Genomic DNA, 24,548 nt, shown 5'->3' on the forward strand with positions numbered 1-24,548 from the left:
AGTCAGTAATTAATTACTCTAACTGTTGTGAATTAATATTGCTAGCTAATGCTATTTTATTTAATTTTACGGAAAAGAAACTACAGGCGATCTCTTCATTTAAATCTTTAGTATAAATTACTAAATCATCATTTATATCAAAAATTTTATATTCTTGTGAGTTAATTTCAATTTGCATATGTTTATTTACTTTGTTGATTATTTTTGTGTAAAGAGCAATATTTTTATTGGGAAGAGTATAGCTAGGTGCAGCTGTTTTTGTCTTAGTACTTATATTTTTTTAATATCTTATTACTTATTAAGTTTAATTTTGGTTCATTTTTTGTTTTTTACTACTAAAAATATTTATGAACACATCTTTTATTTTTTGTACACTTTTTTGCATCCAGGATTTTTTAATATTACTATCTTGTTGATAGGTAGAATGAGTTAATGTTTTATTAATTTCTGAACGTATACTTTCCAACGGATTTAAATTGTTAGATAATAAATAATCAGTTTTAGCTATTAAATTATTTACAATTTTTGTTTGTTCTTGATCATTTAGATTCAATTCGTGAACCCAATTACTAATATTTTTAGTTACTACATTTTTGACTAATTTTGGATTAGTTTTTTAAATTCCATCTGCTACTTTAGTAAGTGGTCTTGATATTTGATTAGATCCTAATAAATATTGCTGAATAATATGTTTTTGTTGGATTGCATTTAAAGAGCGATTAGGTATATTTTTAGTTAAATCAAAAGCTTTATAAAGTGCAGGAGTATTACTTCCTATACTTAAATGTATTTGTCTAGCAGCAGTTGTTTTATCCTCTCTACCCGGAACAGTTACCTGTTATTGGATCAAATATAATTTCTGATGGGGCTCCCTTGTCTTCTATATCTGTAGATTTTATATTTACGTTAGAGTGGTTATTTAATTCTTGTGTTACTTTACGAATATTACCATCTGATACCGCAATTGATACTGCAGATCTATCATGCCCTCCTACTAAATAAGCTTCTAATTTCATTAGAAGGAAAGTTGCTTATTACATCATGTGTAAAAAACTAGCATCAGTAAATCTGTCAACATGGGCTAATGTGGTTTTTTAGTTAATGGATCATGTAAAATTACAGCAACGCATTGTTGAATGTTATCAGTGCCTATCTTTTCTTTATCAGAAAAACCAACTTTATGCTGTCCCAGCCTCATAATCAACTATACCTTGCTGTAACGAGTAAGCATATGCGCGCTATTGAATTTTCTTTACGGTTTTGAGTTTTATAAGCAGTTCCTAAAGCTAATCTTGTCATTAATTCTTTAGCTTGGTCATTATTAGCTTGACTTTTTATTAAAATTGCTTCTTGCTTTTTAATAAATTTATCTAATGTTCCTTGTTGTTGATGTGCAGTGAATAATTCTTTGTATTTATAATATTGCTTTGCTTCAAAAGAATTCTCTATGCTATCTTGAAATTATTGAATAGCATTATCAAAAAGTCCCAACTATTGATAGCTACGTCCTATCATAGTATTAATATAGAAAAGAAAATTACTTTCAGTTTGACCTATAGCAATTTGTTCAGCTTGTTGTAGTTATTTAAGAGCAACCAGGTGATTGCCTTTGCTATATAATTTTAATCCTTCATCATACAAAAAGCTGCTTGATTATGATCAATTTGCTCCTTTGTACTTAATGGTTTTGGAGTAAGATTACACTAATATATTCAGAAAAACCTGAAGGCAACTCTCCTAATGTTTTAATTAGTCCAGTGATATTACCTTGAGCTGGCTTCTCATTAATTAGATTTATAATAGTTTAATTAATTTATATTTTTAAAACTCTGTTATTTAATAAAAATCAAGCGTTAGCTAATACTTAGCTACAAAATAATTAAGCTACAAAATAATTATCTCTTGACACTAGGGGAGTATTACTTTATATTTTTTTGCATATACTCTGGTGAACTTCAAAAATTGGCTACGTCGTTCTGCAAGATCTGCGGTGCTCACGTATTAAGTATATGCTCCGCTCCTCGGCTTGTGAACTCTTAGCGCTTTTTGAAGTTGATTTTCGTATGTGACTCTTCATTTACTTGAAGTATATTTTTAAGTTTTAAGGTATTTAGCTTATGTCTCGTAAGTGTGAACTCACAGGTGTGGGTGTTTTATACGGCAACAATGTATCACATTCTCAGCGTAAAACTAGAAGACGTTTTGAACCTAATCTAAGATCAGTTAAGTTTACAAGTGATATAGCAGCCGGGAAATATAGATTATCGGTTAATGCTAGGTGTATTAGTTCAGTGGAAAAAGCTGGGGGTTTTGATGCATATATTCTAAAAGCTGATGATAATGTTTTATCAAGTAACGCTAGAGCTATTAAGAAAAAAATAATTCAGACTAAAACGGCAAAAGCATTATGAGAAGTAGTATACATCCAGAGTATAAAAAGTTTTTGATTAAAGTAGGAAGCGATGTTTTTGAAACAATGTCTACTCATCCTACAGGTGAAATTTTAATGGATGTTGATTTTAGAAAGCATCCGGCATGGAATAAAGATTCCGGAAATGTAGTAAATCAATCGAACAAAAGTGTTAGTGATTTTAATAAAAGATTCTCAGGTCTTTCCTTCGGTAGTAAGAAAGAAGCTAGTTAAGCTTTGTTTGTGGGTAACAAATCGTCATTGTGAGGAAATTGCATAGCAATTGACGAAGCAATCCAGTAAACAGTTCTGATTTATAGAATTTTTTATTATTTTTCTGGGTTGCCGTGTAGTCTACGACTACTCGGTATTTACGCAAGAATGACACTAACAGTATTCATGTAGTCTTGGACTAAGTCAAAATATAACACAGATAAATCGTCAATTCTCAATTATTGCGGGGTAGAGCAGCTCGGTAGCTCGTCAGGCTCATAACCTGAAGATCGTTGGTTCAAATCCAGCCCCCGCTACCATGTTTTAATGTCATGCTAGTTCACTTATAGCATTATTGAAGTCTGTTGATGCCATTCCTAACTCAGTGTTGTTGCATGGTTTGGTTCCCTGTCATTGCGAGAAGGTATTCACGCAGGCAATGCTTAATTACATCCAATACGAAAGCAAATTATGACTACTCAGAAAATAGTGCCTACAAAATCAACTGATGGCAGTAAGCTTTTTTGTCATCAAGCTAAATTTGTAGCTGGTGCTATGAATATAAATCAAATCCCCAAGTTTTCATTACCGGAAATTGCTTTTGTCGGTAAGTCAAATGTTGGCAAATCAAGCCTAATAAACACGATATGTAATAATAAAAATCTTGCTAAAGTTTCTAATACTCCAGGGCGTACTAAGCAAATCAATTTCTTTAACCTTGCAGATAAACTTATTATAGTTGACCTTCCCGGTTATGGTTTTGCTAATGTTCCTATATCAGTCAAAGAGCAGTGGGGAGTGTTAATTAGTTATTATTTACGAAATAGTAATAATTTAAGGTTAGTTAACTTACTGATTGATTCAAGAAGGGGTATAAAAAAAAATGATACGAAAGTAGCTGATCTATTACTTGCAAGTAAAAGAGAATTTCAAATTATTTTCACAAAGTCCGATAAAGTTACGGATCATAAAAACCTTAATGATGAAGCACAGAATTTTCTTGCAACTTTAAACTACTCATGTAATGTTATGTATGTAAGTAGTAGGAGCAAAGAAGGTGCAAGAGAACTTAAAGCTAGTTTGGCAAAATGCATCAAGCCTCAAAAATAAAGAGGTAGATAGTATTTCTTCATTAAATAACATTGCTATAATTAAGAATATAATAAAGTGTAGTCGTGAGTTAAAGAATCAAGCAATAGTTCTAAAATTACCTGCTACTATTATTATTGACGATAAATTATTTACGGCTTTTATTGAATCTGTTAGATTGCTTGAGATGTGTGGTGCTAAAATATATATAGTACATGATCATATTGATTTACGAAGTTCGTCTTTAATATCACAAATAGATGAAAATTTTAGTCAAAAAATTAGTAAAATAAGCGACTATAGTTCTCTAAATAATCCTATTATTATGGAAATTTTATCCAGTTACGTTAACAAGCTTATAGTAACAAAGTTAAGTAGTATAGGTTGTTATGCAGTTGGTATTTCAGGTAAGGATGCTAATTTACTGCAAGCAAAAAAATCAAAACTATCTTACCGAAAAATTGTAAATCATGATGTTATAAATATTGGTTTTTTAAGCGAGCCTATTATGATTAATCCAGAAATTTTATTAAATTTTGCAGATAGTAATATTATACCTGTGATAGTACCGTTTGCGAGCGACGATCAGGAGAAAACGCATTTATTAAATGTTAACTTAACGGTAGCAACAATTGCTTCTGCATTAAGTGCAGAACATTTAATATTGCCATATGAGATATTACAGGTATCCGAGACGTTTCCATATAATATAAAAATACGAGATATTAACTTGTTGAAATCAATGTTAGATGATAGTAATAATTTTATCGAAGAAGCATTAATTAAGATAGCAGTTAATGCCCTTGAAAATAATAACGGTTACGTACATTTTGTGAATAGTGAAGCACCGAATTCAATATTGTCAACTATGTTTGATATTAATATAAATTAATAGAGGTTTTTTATGGTAGGAGCATTAGCATCCGATCTTTTATTTGTAGGGTTAACTAGACCGCCGATGATATTTGGAGTAAGTATTAAGTTTGCTGCATTAAATATGATAATGACGATGATAGTATTTATTTGGAATAACGGTATTATGATTTTATTTATTGCAGCTGCTTTGCATTTGGTAGCTTATATTATATGTTTTAAAGAACCAAGATTCATAGAGCTATATTTAAATAAAATGTCAAGAACTAGCCAATGTCCTAATAAATTTTACTATGGAGCAAATTCGTATAGTATTTGAGTTTTATGTCATTCCCGCGTAGGCGGGAATCCATTAACATTTAATGTCATATCGCACCTTGATCGCGGTATTATCTTAGGATACAGTCTATGATACAAGATTCCGTGGTTGTAGCCACAGGATGAAAACAAAAAATCTGGATCCCCGCCTACGTGGGAATGACATAAAAAAAAGAGGTATAACTGACAAATAAATCAAAATAGTTAAATCAGGTGAGGTAATGAAGTTATTTAGAACTAGAGTAGCTAAAGAATTAAGGTCTAAACAAGAAAAACCCGCTTCGCATTTTATTCCTTATAAATGTCATTGGGATAGTAATACTATTTTAACAAAAGATAATTCTTTATTACAAGTTATTAAAATAAATGGATTTTCTTTTGAAACTGCTGATGATGAAGATCTAGACATGAAAAAGAATATCAGAAATGCCTTACTTAAAAATATGGCTTCGGGCAATATCATTATGTATTTCCATACTATTAGAAGACGTAAAGCAGTAATATTTGACGATACGGAATTTACTTATGATCCTACTGTAAAAGTCCCTAATGATTTTATTGCTTATTTAGGTACAGAATGGCGTAAGAAACATGCTGGGGCTAGGTCGTTTTTTAACGAGTTATATGTTAGTATTTTGTATAAGCCTGATACTGGCGGTGCTGCTATAGTTGAGTATTTTCTAAAGAAGCTTAGACAGAAATCTAATAAAACCGCTTGGGAAAACGACATGAAAGAGATGAAAGAAAATCTTCAAGAAATGTCAACTAGAGTGATTAATACATTCAGAAGTTACGGAGCAAGATTACTTGGAGTTCGTCAAACGCAGTCGGGTATTTATTGTGAAATTTTAGAATTCCTTTCATCTTTAATCAATTGCGGCGATTCACCAGGCCCTGTAGCATTACCGCGCGGTACTATTGACGAATATTTACCGACTCATCGCTTATTTTTTGATTCTCGTACTATTGAAGCAAGAAGTCCGCTTGGCAAGAAATATGCTGGAATGATCAGTATACTTGAATACGGTCCTAATACTTCGGCAGGAATTTTTGACGGATTTCTGCAAATGCCTTTTGAATTTGTTATGACGCAAAGCTTTGTCTTTGTTAATAGAACAATAGCGATCGGTAAAATGCAATTACAGCAAAATAGAATGATACAATCCGGTGATAAAGCTACTTCACAAATTGTTGAAATTAATACGGCCCTTGATATGGCCACTAGCGGTGAGATTGCTTTCGGTGAGCATCATTTATCGCTTTTATGTTCCGCAAATAATATTAAAGCTTTGGAAGATATATTGTCAATGGCAACAGTTGAGCTTTCTAATTCAGGAATTCAGCCGGTTAGAGAAAAAGTTAACATGGAACCTAGCTATTGGGGACAGTTGCCGGGAAATATGGATTATATAGTGCGTAAATCCACTATAAATACTCTTAATATGGCTAGCTTTGCCTCACAACATAATTATCCGCTCGGTAAAATTAGAGATAACCATTGGGGAGAATATGTCACAGTACTTGATACTACTTCAGGTACACCGTTTTATTTTAATTTCCATGTAAGGGATGTTGGACATACTCTCATTATCGGTCCAACTGGTGCCGGTAAAACAGTTCTTATGAATTTCTTATGTGCTGAAGCACAAAAATTCAAACCTCGTATGTTCTTTTTTGATAAAGATCGAGGAGCAGAAATATTTATACGTGCTTTAAACGGAGTTTATACAGTAATTGATCCGGGTTTAAAATGCAACTTTAATCCTTTACAGCTTGAAGATACTAGTGAGAATAGAACGTTTATTTTAGAGTGGCTTCGTGTGCTTGTAACTTCTAACGGTGAAAGTTTAACTGCACAAGATAATAAAATCTTGTCTCAAGCGGTAAGCGGTAATTTTAGATTAGAAAAACGAGACAGAAGGCTTAGTAATGTTATAGCATTTCTTGGTATTGATACACCAAATAGTTTGGCAAGTAGGATTGCAATGTGGGTCGGTAAAGGTTCACACGCTAAGATATTTGACAATGAAATAGATGATATTGATTTACAAAAAGCAAGAGTATTCGGTTTTGATATGACTGAATTACTTAAAGATCCTGTAAGCCTTGCACCAGTATTACTATATATTTTCCATCGTATTAATATCTCTTTAGATGGGCAGAAAACTATGATAGTACTTGATGAAGCATGGGCTTTAATCGATAATCCGGTATTTGCACCTAAGATCAAAGATTGGTTAAAAGTGTTGAGAAAATTAAATACTTTTGTTATATTTGCTACGCAGAGTGTTGAAGATGCCGCAAAAAGTAGAATTAGTGATACGTTGATTCAACAAACAGCTACACAGATTTTTTTACCTAATTTGAAAGCTACGGATATTTATCGTAGTGCATTTATGTTAAGTCAGCGAGAATATATGTTAATTAAAACCACTGATCCTACTACACGTTATTTTTTAATAAAACAAGGAATAGATGCCGTAGTTGCAAAAGTTAGCTTAGATGGTATGGATAACATAATTAGTGTTTTATCCGGTAGAGTTGAGACTGTAATATTGCTCGATCAAATTAGAGAGAAACACGGCAATGATCCGGATAAATGGTTACCTGTATTTTATGAAGCAGTTAAAACATTATAAATGCCTGTCTATCATCCCACGGCTTGACCGCGGGATCTTGTCTCACAGACTGTATTCTGAGATCCCGTGGACAAGCCACGGGATGACATTTTTACAATGCGAGGCAAGTAACTAGTTATGAAGTTATTTCCTCGTAGTATACTTATAACATTAGTACTAAGCTTTGCCCTAAATTTAGGGCTAGTTACTAAAACACATGCTAAAGATACTCTTGATAGCATTGTAGATGTTTTGAGTGGTTTAACTTGTGAAACCCAAGGTGTAGGCGATTTGCTGCGTGCTGAATTTTCTCATACATGTATTGTTGCTCCGTTCTTTACTTTTGCAGTAATGAATCTTGTCTCTCCCGTTTTATACATGAATACGTTTTTAAAGCTTAAAATAAACGACAGTGATTTATTTAACGATAGTAATTTTGGGAATTTTCCTGGAGGTCAATGTACTCGTGAAAACAGAATTGATCCTAAAAATCCAGAATTACGCTTTGCTTTATGTAATAATGCTAAATTAATTGTATCTCGGGCAAAATCTGTTGCAGAATCGGCACTTGCTATTGCTAAAGCAGTCTTAACAGGGAGCGATCCTTGGGGTGATATAAAACAAGCGTGGGTAAATAAAAAAAAGGAATATCATGTTCCATATAGTGGTAAGCCCGGTGATGACGGTTTTGCATTTGATGTAGGCTTTCCTGTAATATATTGGAAAGTTATTCAAGATAAAGATAGAATATGCGTATCGACAAAAGGATTTACAGGAGACGTCCCCGTCGGCTGTAAATATATGAAAGAGCCGTTTCCAAAATCCATGTATAATAACTTTATGGATGTAGCAGATAAGGATTTTATTAAGGATCCAACTAAAACTCCTACCGATCCTTTAGCTTTAGTTTCCTGTAGTGCAGCGGGTGATGGGTGTTATCAAAAAGCTTATAATGCTTCAAAAACTGCAGTAGTCATGACTTCTCCTCTTATAGAATGTATGAGGCAAATGATTGCTAGATTACTAATTAGTAAAGATGTTTGTAGTTTTGATAATGTAAGCCAAGTGGTTAATTTGGCTTCAAGGCAAGAGAGTGCATTCTTTCAGTTTCAAGTAGGAATGTATAAAATAGTTACGGCTTTTCTAACTTTATATGTTATGTTTTTTGGCTTTAAACTATTACTTGCAGGTGAAGTGCCGCCAAAAAGTGAGTATATAAATTTTATATTGAAAATAATATTCGTAACTTATTTTTCAATAGGAATTAATATAACCCCTGGTAATGGTTCTCCGTATGACCGGTTAGACGGTATGATTCAGTGGGCGTTTCCTTTCTTACTTGACGGTATAAACAGTTTAGCAAGTTGGGTTATGAATGCTGCTCCGTCCGGCTTATGTAAATTTAACAATCTTTCTTATGATGGTACCGTTTCTTATATTGCATTATGGGATGCATTAGATTGTAGGGTAGCTCATTATTTAGGGCTTGATATATTATCTACGTTACTTGTCGAAAATGCTTATCGCAGTCATGATTTTTTAAATTTTGATTTCTTTAGTTTTAGTGCTCCACCATATATTTATTTGCTAATTCCGGCGATAATCTCCGGTAATATGATGTTGGTGTCACTTGCTCTTTCTTATCCATTACTTGTGATTTCGGTTGCTGCCTTTATGGTTAATGCAACGATTATGTGTATGATATCTATAGTAATACTCGGTATTTTGGCTCCTCTTTTTGTACCTATGTTTTTATTCGCATATACAAGAAATTATTTTGATAGCTGGGTTAAACTAATGATCTCGTTCTTGCTACAACCTATGGTAGTAGTTACTTTTATGATCACGATGTTTTCGGTATATGATTATGGTTTCTACGGTAAATGTCAATATAAGAGCAAGTTAATTCACAATAGTATAGAGGACAAAATTCAAGGTGGCATTACTTCTAAGAGGGATGTTTTAATATTTTACATTAATAATGATTGGGATGATACGTCACAATATCCTGATAAAGATGCCGTAGAAAGCTGTCAAAATAGTTTAGGTTATATGTTAAATAACCCTATTACCACAGCATTTAACTTTGCAAAAGATAGTGTAAGTGAAATTGTCGATAGTAAACCGGGTAATACCCCTACCGATAAATTTCTTGCTAAATTCCAGTTTTTATCGGGAGTAGTTTTGGAACCCGGAATGTTTTTCATGTCTCCAAAAGTACTTTTTGAGAAAATTAAAAATATTTTGCTTGCGTTAGTTACGGCATGTTTTACATTGTATTTGATGTATAATTTTAGTAGTCAGCTAGCGGCATTTGCTGCAGATATGACGGAAGGAGTAGCTCTTAATAATGTTGCTATAAAACCGCAAGCAATATTTAAGGCAGCTATGGCTGCAGTATCTGCTACTGCGGGTGCTGCAGTTAAGGGGGGTGATCAGATAGCAACTAGAGGAGGAGTAGGTGATTTAAAAGCTGGTCAAGGTGGAGGAGTAGGTGATTTAGAGGTAGGGAAAGGCGGACTACCAAATGATAATATTGCTGTAGGCGGAGGTACGTCGGCACCTGCGGTAACAATGCCGACAGCTTCGTCTTCTGTAGCAACTTCTAGACCAAAAACTGTAAGTAGTGAAGTAAAATCAGATATTATTACTCCTCCTGCTCCTACAGAAACTGTTTCACCACCGCCTGCTAGTATTAGAACTTCTATTTCTACACCTGCACCACAAAGTAATATTGAAGCTGAAAGTGTTGGAAAAATCATAAGAGATAATAATCAAGAAAGTAAAAAAGAGATTGATAATACTCCGCCTTCACAGGAAAAAGTTGATAATGCAGGTCCACAAGAAAAAGTTGGCAGCACAAGTAAAGGTATAGGAGTAATTGATTATAGTTTTAACTTAAAGGAATATGATAATCCGACAGGTGTAAAACAGATACGGGAAAATGCAGAGATTCGAGATAAACGTGTAAAAGTAGAAAAAGCATGGAATGAACTAGTAGCAAGCGGAGGAGGAAGAGTAAGAGAACAAGAAGGAGGAGAAATATCAGAACGACGTGCAAATGCTGAAAAGGTATGGGATGAGTTAGTAAAAAGCGGCGTAGTAACAGAAAAAAAAGATAATAGTTCTAATGAAAACTCTTAAAACCTTAAAGATATTTATTATAGTTTGTATAGCATCTGTAAGCTTAGCTAGCTTTGCCGGCTTTGGAGAATCATGTTCTAGTTTACCGACTACTTCAGATGGGTATTTAGAAATGGACACGGCATATGGCTATATAATTCGTAATATTGATATGAAAGATCCGAGAGGTAATTGTAACTCAATTGCGTCTAGTATAACGTTTTGTTTTAAAAATGTAGAAGGTAGTAGTAGTCCTTGCACCATGTATACTTTAAATGAAGGTAACTCTAAAAAGATTAGTGATTTAAGTACCGATAATAATCCTGATCTTGGGGCAAATTCTGTATTAAAGAATATCGTTTTAACGGTTAAAAAATGGGATAATGATCTATGTTTAGTTATGCCTACGTCAAGGGGGCCGATGCCGGTAGCATGTAAATCTTTGAGTGCTACACCGACTCTACCTCCTCCTGAGGATGAGAATTGTAATATAGGAAAAAGTTGCTATACGGGAAAAAATTATAGCCAATCGTTAATTAATTTTTCCGGTCTTGCAGTTCAGTGTTTGAGCGAAACACTTAATAAAATATTTTTTGCTGGAAAGAGTTGTAGTGCTCAAGATCAAAATTCTAGAATAACTAATCTTACTGCTTTTTCTACGTTTCAAGGTTATTTAAAGAGAATTATAGGTGCAGCATTAATTCTTTATACTATGTTTTTTGCCCTTAATATGGCTCTAAATAGAGAATATGCAAGTACTGAAAAAATAGCTCTTTTTGTAATAAAATTCTTATTTGTTGCTTATTTTTCTATCGGTCTTGGACCTTTAGATTTTAGCAGCGGTCAGCCGACAAAAGAAAACGGTATGTTAAAATATGGATTACCTCTTTTGACAGGAGCAGCACCGGATTTTGCACAGATGATCTTTAATGCAGTAGGTTCTAGAGGATTATGTCAATTTGATAATTCAAAGTATAAGGACGGTTATAAATTTTACGGTTTATGGGATGCAATTGATTGCCGTATAGGTTATTATCTTGGCTTGGATTTACTTTATAATATAGATAAGAATGGAGTGTTAGGGAATGTGGTCGGTAATGGCCCCCGTGGTAATAATATACCTATACCTAATTTTGATCCTAACGGCAAAAATAACAGACCGAAGGACTTAAGTAAAGCGGGAGCACTTAGATTTTTTACCGTTATGTTTGGATTCTTTATGGCCGGAAACGTTATTATATTTGCAGCAGGTTTAGTATTTTCTGTAATATTTTTATCTATACTTTTATATTTTATTACGCATTATTTAGTTTGCATGATTACCATTTACGTTATGACATATATTTCTCCTATATTCATTCCTATGGCTCTATTTACTCGTACAAAAGCTTATTTTGACGGGTGGCTAAAAATATGTATTTCATGTGCATTGCAGCCGGCAGTAATAGCAGGTTTTATAGCTTTATTAATAACTATGTATGATTCCGCAATATTTAAAAATTGTGAATTCCTTAGATATGATTATGAAAAAGGGGATATTAGATTTAGTACTTTTGAGTTAAGGCTTCCTGTTAGCGGGGCAGATCAATGTCAGGAAAGTTTTGGATATAAAATGTTAGCATATTATGCAGGTGTAGGTTGGGAAGAGCATTTATTGATACTTTTTCCAGTAAAATCAATTGTTAGAGATGTTGTATCTATTTTAGCGGAACTTTTATGTGTATTAGTATTTTCAGTTATTTTTTATTACTTCTCTAAATCTATAGGGCGATTTGCTTCTGATTTAACTAATGGTCCTAATATGAATGCAGTAACGGTAAGTCCAACTAAAATCGTTAATTTAGTAAAGAAAGGAGCAGCTTTTCTTAAGGATGCTGCTATGGCTTCGCAAGGTAAGCCGCTGGTAGGAGATAAGTCGGATGTTGGAGGTAAGCGTAAAGAGGGAGAGCAGCAAGGTGGGGATTCAGAAAGTAGCACAGGCGAAGGATTAGCTGATTTAGCAAGCGGTTCGGGTGGAGGTAAATGATAGAATATGCAGGGTAACTTATTAAAAGTTTTAGGAGTACTTGCTATAGTAGCAACGTTAGTTTGTTTTATTTTTGCAGCACTTGGTATGATAGGAGCAGTAAAAGTCGGTGACGGCTGCTACATGAGATATGCGTCGGATGGTAAAGGAAGAGAGGATTCAATAACCAATACTATAACCCTTAATGCTAATGCTAATTATGTAAACACTAGTAAGATGTTGCCCGACGGCACGACTCTGTCTATTCCTGATCCTAATCATTATGGTGAATGGCTAAATACTCATGTGCTAGTAGAAAACAGCCAACCGGTGAGTTTACAAGTGGTCGGTCAGGTTAGTTTGTGTTTAGCTTATATACCGAAAGATAATTTACAACGTACAGGGGCTGGATCTAATTTAGACGATAACGGTCAAATGATCCCAATTCCTCGTATTAACGATACAAATAATCCACCTGTTTCTCTAATAATGGATGCAAAAAATAATGAATGGCGTAATATTGCTGAATTATACGCCAATGATAGAGTTTTAGTTTCCATATCTCCTAATTTTGCCAATACGGATGCGACAGTTAAGGATGCTTTTAAAGGTGCTGAAGTTACGCAAGATTGTTCAGAGAATAAAAATACTTATAATCCAATTTGTGGAAAATATTCTGTTTATTCAGGTGAGTATGTTAGTGCTTGCGAGTTAAAAGAGCGCTATTGGAATTGTCAAGCTACATGGAGGTGCCCTACCTGGAGTGAGCAAATAGGTTGTAATTGGGGAGACCTCGGCTGTAATCCTTATTGTGATAAGATACCAGAATGTACAGAACAATGTTTGGCTTGGGTTAATGTAACTAGCCCAGCACCAGAAAACTACCTAGATGATGGGAGTTTTACATTTGCGTGGTCTAATAGAATAAGTAATTTATTTATCAACTATTCAACCCTTCAATGTTCTCATAATGCTCATATTCCTCCAACGGCTCACTGTCCTGATATTGCTAAGAATCGTAATCCAAAAGATAAAGATTATATTGGAGGTGTAGATTGTAATTCGGGTATATGTAGAAGTGGAGTTTTTCAAAAGCATCGGAAATTTTGGTATACGGCGGACGGTAAAGGAGGCAGAGGACCAACTGGATTAATGTATCAAATGAATGATGCGGGTTCTGTAAGTCGAGCTCTGTCTTCTAGGCTAAGATTTGCTAGATTTGTTGCAGATCAAGATCAACCGTCTGACTATAAAGATAAAGACGGTAAATATTTATATAAAGTTATATATAATATGCCTTTTAACAGTAAGGTTGCAAAAAGTTATTTACAATATAGGCTGTGGTCTCCTGCATCACAAGATAGTAGTAAGAATACGGGAGGATACGTTTTAAATATTAAACAGACTAAATGCTATAGAGAAAACGGTAATAGTTTTAACGATACTTTTAATGATCGAGGACGAGTGCAATACATAATAGTAAAGCCTTTGGAAAACCCCAATACTAGCGGTAAAACCTATTCACCTCAAGGAATTAACGTTGATAGTGAAGGTAAGTATAGCTTTAACGCAAATGAGGCGGGTTATATATGGATGAAAATTCTAAATGATCCTGGTAATAATTTAAAGGACTATAAAGATAGTGAAGGTAGCTATAAAGTACATTTCTTAACATCCTTAAAAGTAAGCAGTTTTACTATTAAAGTAATGAATCCGTTACTTCAGTTATTTAAAACTAAAGTGCAAGGGGCTGCTACTTCTATTTTTAAAAATATGGTATGTTATAAAGCTAATGATAGCTCGTCCTGTACTAACTTTTTTACCTATATTAAAGCAATTTTAATCCTGTATGTAATGACTTACGGAGCAATGTTTTTGCTTGGTTTTGCTAAGATAAACCAAAAAGAGCTAGTAATTAGAATAGCAAAAATCGGGGTAGTTAGCGGACTTATGAACGGTAATACCTTTGAATTTTTCAATAACTATCTTTTTGATGCAATTACCAATTTTTCAGACTCAATTATTGCTAATATGAGTGGGTATAGTTTGTTTACTTCTACTAATACTATTTCTAATCCTTTCATGTTTTTAGATGCAGTAATGAGTAAAATATTTTTTAGTCAAACCTTTATCGCTCAATTACTTGCACTTCTTTCTCTTGGGCTTAGCGGTATTATATATTTTATAATTACTTTTATTGCGGTTGGTATAGTAATTATTACGGCGCTTAGAGCTGTTGCCGTTTATATTATGGCATTTATGGCAACTTGTATATTAATCGGTATAGCCCCTTTATTTATTAGTTTCTTATTATTTGATTTTACTAGGTATTTATTTGATAATTGGGTGAGGTTTACGATCCGCTATATGATAGAACCAGTAGTTATGATGGCAGGTATTATAGTGCTAACACAGCTATTTACCATTTATCTAGATTTTGTTTTAGGTTATAGCGTGTGTTGGAAATGTGCTTTACCGATAAAAATTCCATTTATCGGTACTATTTTACCTATTGCATTGCTGAATGTACCTATCTTCTGTATTAATTGGTTTGCCCCTTGGGGAATGGATTATATGTCGGGTATGATGGGAGTAAATATGCAAAATATCGTAGCTCTAGTTATTATTGCTTACGGTATGTACGGTTATATCGAATTTTCAGGACGTATGGTAGTAAAATTAACTAGTGCTGTTGGGCCTTCGGCTACTGAAATTGGTGGTAAAATGTCTCATGATGCAGAACAAAAAGCATTAAGTTCAATAGGAATGGATGATAAAACAAGACAAGGTATTGCCGGCAGAGCGGAAGCACGATTAAAACAACGCAATAAGACATTAGATCAGGCTGAGAAAAATAGGAAAAATACGTCAAAAGAAGGGGGTGAGAAGACAAATAAAGAACCACCTAAACCTGAACGCCGAAATAGAGGGTGAATCGAAAATCGTCATTGCAAGGAAATACGAAGTATTGACGAAGCAATCTCAGGAGTTATTTCATGAGATTACCGCGTAAGCTATACGGCTGTTCGCAATGACGGGTTTACTATTTAATACTATGGGCAAGTCACGGTATAACGTGTTGGATAACAATTTAAAATTATGAAAATTCTTAAGAGTTTAGTTTTATTAGTTTTGTTTATGGCGATGCCAGCTAAAGCCGATGATACTTTTTCATGGATGTCAACCGGTTTTGGCGAGTTAAAAAGCTTATTCGGTTGTTTAGAAGTGCCTAAATTTACAGGTTTTCAAGAGGGTAATATAGGAATTAGTGTATCTAAAGCTGGGATTTGGCAATCAACAGGTAATACTGTTAAGAAAGGTCAATTGTTAAAAATAAATTGGTCTACTTCAGGTATTACTCCTAAACCTAGAAAATATCTAGTATTATATAGAATTGATCCAAGGTTTAGTACGCCGCAAGTTTTCATTAAAACTTATAATTACTCTAAATTACAATTTGAAGCTTTAGGATTTCCTCGTTTTGTTACGGACAATAACAGTGAAATACTGGGGGGGACTATACCGCCTGATAAAGACCTTGATGCACTTTCATTTACTAAAATGTCTAATTTTGTTAAATATTTTAACTATTCTAACGGTAATTCGAGAATTGAAGTTAAGGCCGGTGATGTAGTAAATATTAGTTTAGTTGGTAAAGATAATTTTTTTAGCCCTAATACTCTAAAACTTCCTAATACCGTAGATAATATTTTAACACATGAACTTGATAGCTCAATATTCGCTGCTTCTGCACTTTATACTCAAAGTAACCTTGGAAATTTTGATAATAGAATAATTTACTCTTCTGCAGAGCAGGTGTGTAATATAATAGATAAGGAAAGAAAAATTGTATGTAGCGGCATGGGTACTACTACAAAGTATAAAAATACCGATAATGGAGTAATAGTCGGTAAGCCTATGATAACGGGAGCGGTACAGTATTTCATGGGCTTAATTAATGTTTGTCCTGCTAATGCTGATATAAATACTAGCCCTGCTTGCTATTACGATCAAGGTAGAGGGATGATAATTAAAGTAGGTGGGCAGGTTATTAAGGGACGAGATCAGAGTTTTGTAAATTCAGGCAGCACTCAAAGTAGCTTTATATATTATCAAGCCACTAGCGGTGGTACTATGGATTTTACTAGTGATTGGCAAGTTAGTAACATGTTTAGTAATTCAGTTTTAATGAGTGATTGGAGCCAAAATTTTTCAAATTATGCTAGTTTTGTAGATTATATAAATAAGAATGATTGGTCAGCTAATTTTTTATATTTTGGTCGTTATTCGATGATTGTTGAAATAGGTAATGGGGCAAATGCAATTAATCCTGATGATCAACAAAATATAAAGTTAGAATATTTAATAACATCTGATGGTACGTTACCTGGTCCATCTGTTCGTGGTACGCCGGTAGATTATAACTTTGTGGCTGATGCCCCGCAAGATGGATATTTATGGTTAAGGGTGGTAAATCCTAATAGTAATATACAAGGGGTAGTTAGTGTAAATTATGCTAATTATACCGGTACAACTTGGTTTTCTAGTATAATATATAACGGTGCTATTAAACCTATTACCGATCAGTTTAGAACTTTTAGTCAAAACTTTTATATTAAGTTAGTTAAAAATTCTGCAGTGCAGAATTTAGCTAAAGCTGCATTAACCCTTTATATTACTATATTTGGGTTAATGTTCGTTGCAGGAGCATTAAAATTAACTGCCGTAGAAGTAATAACACGTATATGCAAAATAGCTATAGTAGCTTTTTTAATTAGAGAAGAAAGTTGGAGCTTCTTTAATACATACTTCTTTAGTGCATTTACTGACGGTATTGATTTCTTTGTAACTAACGTAGTAGGTGCTACAAGTTCTAGATCTAATATTTTTGGTTTTATTGATCCTATATTTGATAAATATACTAATGGTAGGATTTGGGGATTACTATTTATTGAATTATTACAAATACATAATGGTTTAGCATTTATCGCTATTATAACCATTTATTCACTTATTACTTATTTTAGAGCTATTTTAGAAGTTATAATAGGTTATGTTATTGCATTCATAGGGGTAAGTGTTATGATTTCATTGGCACCATTTTTTATAATATTAATGTTATTTGAAAAAACTAAAAGTTTATTTGATAATTGGATATCGACATTGCTTAGCTATGTAGTGCAGCCGACAATATTATTGATTTTCTTTTTATTGATGGATCAGGTTTTATCTGAGCAGCTTTTAAAAGTGGTAGTTAGAGCCTGTTGGGATATTCTTATACCAATAAAAATAGGGCTTGATTTAACAAATCTTGGTATTCCGATTTATTTCTCTTTTACATTACCGTTTTTACCCGGAATACCTTTCTATGTACCGGATGTTCCGGAAATTAGTAGCTCGAATATTCTAACAAACAATGCTAATACTTTCTTAGTATTATTTACTACGGCTTTATTATTTTATTCATATTGCTTGATGTCATATAGTTTAGTAACTTTTGTAAATATAGTAGTTGGAATGCTTACAAATGTTACACCGGCACGAATATCAGGAAATTATCAAGAACGTTCTGATCCTGTGGGAGCCGTTATGCAGGATATAAATTCGGTAACAAAACCGGTTAAAAAGGCTGCAATGGCTCCGGCTAGAGTTTTCAAAGACAAGATAATTGATCAAAATTATAAAGCTAGAAAACCGGAAGGAGGTGGTGAATTTACAAATAAATTTCTTGCTGAGCGTAATGATGTGAAGAAAGAGGGAGGAGAGAAGGAAGAATAATTATAAATATTTTCACCGTCATTGCGAAGAAATTGCATAGCAATTGACGAAGCAATCTCAGGAATTTAGTACTGCTTTATGAGATTACCACGCTCCCTATGGTCCGCTCGCAATGACGTTGAAATTAAGACATATGGAAATAACACATAATAAATGAACAAAAATATTTTTATTACATTATTAATATCGCTATTGCTGCTTTCCGGTTGTACCGGCGATACTTGTATTGATCCTGATGATTTCGGTTTTATCAAATTCAATGTCTCTTCTAGATATGATCCGGAAGAAATTACTTCAAGACAGGAAGGTGATCAGGTAGCACCATGGCGTGATAGTGCTTATAAAGTAAACGGCTATCCTTTAACCATTATGGTAAGACCGTGGAATTATATGCTTGGCGATAAAAATACTTCAGGTCAGTTATCTGCATGGTGTCCATGGTATGGTCAAAAAAATAACACAACTACTTTGGCTGCTTTTTGCGTTAAGCTACAACCGTGTACTTTTTGGGATAATGATAGACTTGATATGTGTACTCCTAATCCCATAAATCAAAATGATGCAATGATTAGTAATGCTCCATGTATAATGACAGACGGTGCCGGGCTTTATTTTCTTATTGCCGCTAAAAATACCGATCCCAATATTTCACCGGACTCACAGCGTAAACCGCAAGGTATAACTCAGCATGTAGGAGAGCTTAATTCAAGTGTAGGCTATGAATTTTATAGTATTAGTAGTACAGGATACTTCTCGCAGGCCGGTGGTATAAATTATCAATATAAAGGTGAAGATCAGTCAAAATATGCTCAATCTCCTCTTTATTTTAAGATTATAGATAAATTTTATGATGATAATAGCGGGCAATATAGATTAGTAATAAAGTCCGGAGTTACTGATACTAGACCCGATCCGCTACAGTTTTTAACGGATTTAATAAAAGGAGTATTATTTGGTAAGGATGGGATTGTAAAGAAAACTTATCAACAAATAATTGATACGTCGGGTTATAGGATAAGTGTCTCAGCTATTTTAACTCTATATATAATGTTTACAGGCTTTTCCTTTTTAATAGGTAATATAAACCTTACTCATGTCGAACTTATAGTTAGAATATTAAAAGTTAGTATAGTCTCAATATTATTACGTACAGATAAAGCTTGGACATTTTTTCATGATTATTTATTCGTATTTTTTATTGATGGGGTTCAGCAAATACTGCAAATAATTAATGAAGCTTCGGCTACCGGTCCCGGTTCTCAAAGCTTGCTTGGGTTACTTATTGCTCCTCAAACTTTATCTAAATTATTTTCTTTACTATTTGTTGATTGGCTTGGTTTTATATATATCATTCTATATTTAATAGCCTTATATTTTCTTTTCTTTCTTATATTTAAGGCCACTATTATCTATCTAACCGCTCTTATAACTATCGGTATGATTATAATTATGGGACCAATATTTATTTGTTTCATATTGTTTAATATAACTCGTTCGTTATTTGAGAATTGGTTAAGACAATTAATATCATATGCATTACAGCCTATAATTTTATTTGCCGGTATCGCTTTTATTTCAATGATCATCAGAACCGAAATATATTCAACGCTTGGTTTTGCGGTATGTAAACATGATTTTCCTAATTTAGGTCCGATAAATGAAATATTCGGTAGTTTCCTTGAGGATATAGATCCAAGCCTGGGTCATTCAATATTTTATTGGTGGTTCCCAGTACCGATGAAAGGCGGTATAGATAATTTCCACAAAGCAAATATATTAGTGCCTAAAGATCATATAATAGTAGATGATTCTTGTAAGAATAACCCTGATAAATGTAAGCATTGTGCTGCGTATGAGTGTATAGATGAACGCTATATTGAATTACCGTTTTTAGATTTAGTTAAAGATGCAAAAAGAATTAATAATTTTATAAATGGGAAATTTGTTCAACTTGACGGGATATTACTAATTTTTGTATCTATTTATTTGCTAAGTAAATTTAACGATACTGCTATATCGACGGCACAATTTATTGCCGGTACTTCAGGTAATTTAACAGACATACAAAAAGTTAATCAACAATCTTATGAATCTGCAGCGAAACAAATGAATAGACCACTAAATTATGTGGCTAAGACGGTAAGTGCACCTGTAACTAGCCGTGTAAGTGCAGGGAAAGAGCAAGTTCGTATGTTCTTTGCCGAGAAATTTGAAAATATGATGATGGGCAGGCTTGAAAAGCAAGCTCTCGGTTCTTCAGCAAATAAAACTGTACAAAATGAGGTTAAGAGAAAATACGGTATAGATTCTAAAGATGTAAAAATGAATGCTATTACGGATTATGAAAGCGGTATTGCAGGATTATTAAAGAATTTACCTAAGGGGAATGAATTAAAAGCAAAAGAACTATCGCAAATGAAGTTTACTCAGCTTCGAGATAAAATTGCTGCAAATAAATATGAAGTGAAAGATTACGCTGCTTTAAGTAAAGAACAAAAAGCTGAGCTTGATAAGTCATTAAAAGATGCTAACTTACGTGAACTCGCTAGCGATGCAAATTTTACTAGAGATTATCAAGATGCTTATAAAAATGCTCACCAAGAAATGTCAGGGCGAGGTATTGGTCTGTTCGGTAAGAACATAGGAGTGCTTAGAAGTTGGCAAGAGATAGAGCATCGTGTTGGTACAAAACGTAAATTAAAAGAAGAAAAGCGTGTAGGTATAGGCGAAAAAATATATGCAGGTTATACAGGAATAAAAAGAGGAGCTTTAACTGCAATAGTCGGTAAAGATTTACGTGATGCTTATGAGGGTAATCTAACCAGTGCCGAATGGCATGATTTTGAATATAACGATCCAAGGCTTAGAACTTATAGCGAAAAATTAAAAGATGATGAAAAAGCACGAGAACATGAAGAGCTCCAAATGCATATTAATAAGGAGGCGCTAGCTGCTCAAGCAGATATATTATCACCGGAATATCTAGCAAGACTAGAAAAAGCAGGTAGACATAGTGATGTAGAATATTATCAAGAATTAGCTCGAAGAAAGCTTATTCATGAGGTGCATAGTAGGTTATTTGAGGAAGGTGAACCGGTGATGATGGGCGACAGATTTATGCGTGAGAAAGCTACTGATTCTCAGATGCGAGATATGATAGATAACGCTCATAGAAAACATGCAGAATTTATAGATGGAGATCGATATACTCGTCGCCAAGAGCATTATGATATTATGCATGAGAAAGCCCAGGAAAATTTAGAGCAAACTTATAAAGAGCTTAAAGATCATTTCAAAAGAGATGATATCAAGATCGAAGAAATGCCGGCATTAATAGCACAAAAAGTTAAAGATACCGCCGAGGGAGCTGAAATAGACCAAAAGATTATGGAAGCGCTTAATAACTTTAATGCTGATGTTAAAGATTATGAATATAGTACTGAAGTATTAAATAAAATAGAGGATAGAAAGCAAGCCATTACCGATGCAGTCAATGCTCAGATCGATCAGATTAATAAATATAGAGAAAATGCCAAAATGCAAACCTATGTCAAGCCTATAGTAAACGAGGGTAGAAAGCTAAGAAAATTAGAAGATCATTTAAGAAATGTGAAGTAGAATAACTAATAGTTGTTTTTAAACAATTATAGTATATAGAATATGTAAAAACAAAAATATTGATGAACGATCAAACTAAAAATGCTTCTGAAGAATTCAAGTATTTATCATCAGATAAAAGCTTAAAACCGTAAAAGTTGGGAAGAAATATTTACAGAACTAAGCTCAAATCCTACTAATAATTTTTTTTCTGAAGGAAGAGAAGATTCCCCACCACAAGAACGAAATTGGAAATTATTTAAATGATTGATATATAGGTCTTATGTCATTCCTGCGAAAGCAGGAATCCAGAAAAATAACTTCAATATTGATACAGAAGTTACATATTTGATAAAATAAGCATATAAAAAACAAGTTTTTTATGTTTTACTGGGTTCTCATTTTCACGGTAATGACATTAAGGGTATTTTCCGCACTACGCAACAATGCCTACACGGAATTCGAATATACACTGTCGCGTTAATAGCACTTAAGAAATGCCCGCTAAAAACAATAATTAGTTTTCCTTTTATTAATTAACTTATATACTATCTAATTAAGTTAGTGATTAATTTATTAATGGGTTTATGGAGAAGCAACATATAATAAACGAGACTTTTTTAGATGCCCTTCTAGCTAAGAAATTAGGTACTACTTAGATACTCCTCCAAAAGAAGTCAACGATCTTGACTTTTATGAAGCAGCAAAAAAGGCCGTAGAGCTTGTGAAGAAAAGGGAAGTTGCAGCTATTATGAAAGAATCGCTTCATACTGATGAGCTTATGTCTGTGGTAGTTCATAAGGAGAATGGACTATGTACCGAACGTCGTATAAGCCATGCTTTCTTAATGGCAGTTGCTATCTTTCCAAAACTGTTCATTATTACCGATGTTGCTATTAATATGCGTCCTGCTCTAGAAGATAAGCGTGATGTAGTGCAGAATGCTATTGATTTAATGCATATGATCAAAGAAGACAAGCAGGTTAGAGTTGTGGTATTATCGGCAGTTGAGACGGTAACTTCTGCAATCCCTACAACCCTTGATGCTGCTACTTTATCGGAAATGGTAGATAGAGGGCAAATTACGAATGCTATAGTTGATAGACCGCTTGCGTTTGATAATGCGACCTCTTTATTTGCTGTAGAAGCAAAAGGCATTAGCTCTTCAGTTTCAGGAAATGCCGATATATTAGTAGTACCTGATTTTGAATCAGGCAATATGCTTACAAAGTAGCTAAAATATTGGGATCAAGCATCGTTCTTGGAGCCCGTGTGCCTATTATTTTAACAAGTAGAGCCGATCCTATGGATATGCGTGTTATTTCCTGTGTGCTTGCTTCATTTATTTATAATCACACTAAGGCGAAGCTACATATCCAAGCAGGTAAATAATGAAAAATGTTATTTTAATAACTAATGCCAGCTCATAATGATAATTGATCTTTTTGAAGATTGGTAGAAAAAACAAGAAAATCTCAAGTTAATTGCAACCGGTTACTATATTGTCCATGGCGGGAAAAATTTTAATAAACCGGTTATTGTTAATGAAAAAGTTAGTGAAACTTTAAGAGCATTAATACCTCTAAGCCCCTTGCATCAACCTTATAATTTGCAGGTACTGGATTTATTTCTTCAAAAATATAAAGAAGTCTCACATATAGCTTATTTTGATACGTCGTTTCATTTTACTAATCCTCCTATTACAAAAGCTTTCGGTTTGCCGAAAAAATATTATGATAAAGGGATAATTCGTTACGGTTTTCATGGGTTATCATATAAATATGTTAGCAGCCATTTTAAAGAAATGACAAAGGAAGATTTACCTACAAAGACTATTATACCTCATTTAGGACGCGGTAGTAGTCTATGTGCTATTAAAATGGTCTTAGTCTAACAAGTTCTATGGGCTTTAGCATACTTGACGGTATTATGATGGGTACAAGGACAGGTAACCTTGATCCTGGAGTAGTGTTATATCTTATCGATCATGAGCAAATGACTACGAAAGAAGTAACCGAGTTACTATATAAGAAATCAGGATTACTCGGTTTGTTCGGTGAAAGCTCCGATATGCGTACTTTGCTTGCCAGTAACTCACCTGATGTTAAATTTGTTATAGATTTATTTGTGTATCGCATTGTACTGGGAATAGGTAAGTAAGCTAACTGTGGCACTTGAGGGCATTGATTGTCTAATTTTTACTGTCGGTGTTGGACAGAATTCCGCTATAATACGAGAAATGATTACTAAAAAACTTTTATGGCTAGGCATTAAAATAGATGATGCAAAAAACCAAAAAAATGAGCATCTAATAAGCGCTGAAAGTAGTAAGGTTAAAGTTTTCGCTGTGCCGACAAACGAAGAGCTAATCATCGCTGAGGAAGTGATGAAGTTTTTATAACACAAATTGTTAATTTTTAATTACTTATACCTCTATTTTTCTTTATTAACTTTTTTTGAAATAAAATATATGCAACTATAGATATATTTTTAACTTAAATTTGGGGAAAGTTATGCCGGAAGA

At 33.6% G+C, this 24,548-nt stretch carries 13 protein-coding genes, 1 tRNA gene and 3 pseudogenes; 14 read left to right on the forward strand and 3 right to left on the reverse strand.

Going from position 1 to position 24,548, the window contains the following annotated elements:
- Positions 1-13 precede the first annotated feature (13 nt).
- From QUD19_RS02895 to QUD19_RS02905, 3 genes and pseudogenes are all read right to left on the reverse strand, one after another.
- Positions 14-178, reverse strand: coding sequence for a hypothetical protein (locus QUD19_RS02895; RefSeq protein WP_498808562.1), 165 nt, complete (start codon positions 176-178; stop codon positions 14-16).
- Positions 179-304: 126 nt separating this feature from the next.
- Complete coding sequence (locus QUD19_RS02900; protein ID WP_498808563.1) at positions 305-553, reverse strand: hypothetical protein; 249 nt, start codon at positions 551-553, stop codon at positions 305-307.
- Positions 554-818: 265 nt separating this feature from the next.
- Positions 819-1,299, reverse strand: a pseudogene (locus tag QUD19_RS02905) (hypothetical protein).
- Positions 1,300-2,117: 818 nt separating this feature from the next.
- Between QUD19_RS02905 and rpmB the strand changes: the two are divergent.
- The 14 genes and pseudogenes from rpmB to QUD19_RS02975 form a co-directional block, all read left to right on the forward strand.
- Positions 2,118-2,411, forward strand: coding sequence for a 50S ribosomal protein L28 (gene rpmB / locus QUD19_RS02910; protein ID WP_498808564.1), 294 nt, complete (start codon positions 2,118-2,120; stop codon positions 2,409-2,411).
- Complete coding sequence (locus QUD19_RS02915) at positions 2,408-2,644, forward strand: 50S ribosomal protein L31 (protein ID WP_498808566.1); 237 nt, start codon at positions 2,408-2,410, stop codon at positions 2,642-2,644. Before rpmB ends, QUD19_RS02915 begins: the two co-directional genes overlap by 4 nt.
- A 222-nt stretch (positions 2,645-2,866) precedes the next feature.
- Positions 2,867-2,943: transfer RNA gene (locus QUD19_RS02920), tRNA-Met, on the forward strand.
- Positions 2,944-3,094: 151 nt separating this feature from the next.
- Positions 3,095-3,733: a ribosome biogenesis GTP-binding protein YihA/YsxC gene (gene yihA / locus QUD19_RS02925; RefSeq protein ID WP_498808567.1), complete on the forward strand. Its 639-nt coding sequence runs from the start codon at positions 3,095-3,097 to the stop codon at positions 3,731-3,733.
- The gene (locus QUD19_RS02930; RefSeq protein WP_498808568.1) at positions 3,681-4,604 is read left to right on the forward strand and encodes an amino acid kinase family protein; all 924 of its coding nucleotides are present in this window, start codon (positions 3,681-3,683) and stop codon (positions 4,602-4,604) included. Before yihA ends, QUD19_RS02930 begins: the two co-directional genes overlap by 53 nt.
- A 12-nt stretch (positions 4,605-4,616) precedes the next feature.
- Entirely contained in the window at positions 4,617-4,904 is a 288-nt protein-coding gene (locus QUD19_RS02935; protein ID WP_498808569.1) for a type IV secretion system protein VirB3, read from the forward strand.
- Between the two features lie 220 nt (positions 4,905-5,124).
- Complete coding sequence (locus tag QUD19_RS02940) at positions 5,125-7,542, forward strand: VirB4 family type IV secretion/conjugal transfer ATPase (RefSeq protein WP_498808570.1); 2,418 nt, start codon at positions 5,125-5,127, stop codon at positions 7,540-7,542.
- A 117-nt stretch (positions 7,543-7,659) separates the two neighbouring features.
- A complete protein-coding gene (locus QUD19_RS02945; RefSeq protein ID WP_498808571.1) occupies positions 7,660-10,665 on the forward strand; it encodes a TrbL/VirB6 family protein in 3,006 nt (1,001 codons plus the stop codon).
- A complete protein-coding gene (locus tag QUD19_RS02950) occupies positions 10,652-12,670 on the forward strand; it encodes a TrbL/VirB6 family protein (RefSeq protein WP_498808572.1) in 2,019 nt (672 codons plus the stop codon). Before QUD19_RS02945 ends, QUD19_RS02950 begins: the two co-directional genes overlap by 14 nt.
- 6 nt (positions 12,671-12,676) lie before the next feature.
- A complete protein-coding gene (locus QUD19_RS02955; protein WP_498808573.1) occupies positions 12,677-15,583 on the forward strand; it encodes a TrbL/VirB6 family protein in 2,907 nt (968 codons plus the stop codon).
- 165 nt (positions 15,584-15,748) lie between these two features.
- The gene (locus QUD19_RS02960) at positions 15,749-18,427 is read left to right on the forward strand and encodes a TrbL/VirB6 family protein (protein ID WP_498808574.1); all 2,679 of its coding nucleotides are present in this window, start codon (positions 15,749-15,751) and stop codon (positions 18,425-18,427) included.
- 153 nt (positions 18,428-18,580) lie between these two features.
- Complete coding sequence (locus QUD19_RS02965; RefSeq protein WP_498808575.1) at positions 18,581-22,045, forward strand: TrbL/VirB6 family protein; 3,465 nt, start codon at positions 18,581-18,583, stop codon at positions 22,043-22,045.
- Between the two features lie 566 nt (positions 22,046-22,611).
- Positions 22,612-23,416, forward strand: a pseudogene (locus QUD19_RS02970) (bifunctional enoyl-CoA hydratase/phosphate acetyltransferase).
- A 37-nt stretch (positions 23,417-23,453) separates the two neighbouring features.
- Positions 23,454-24,425, forward strand: a pseudogene (locus tag QUD19_RS02975) (acetate/propionate family kinase); the annotation flags it as partial.
- Between the last annotated feature and the right edge of the window lie 123 nt (positions 24,426-24,548).

The sequence above is a fragment of the Candidatus Rickettsia kotlanii genome, assembly GCA_030295365.1.
GTDB classification, from domain to species: Bacteria; Pseudomonadota; Alphaproteobacteria; order Rickettsiales; family Rickettsiaceae; genus Rickettsia; species Rickettsia kotlanii.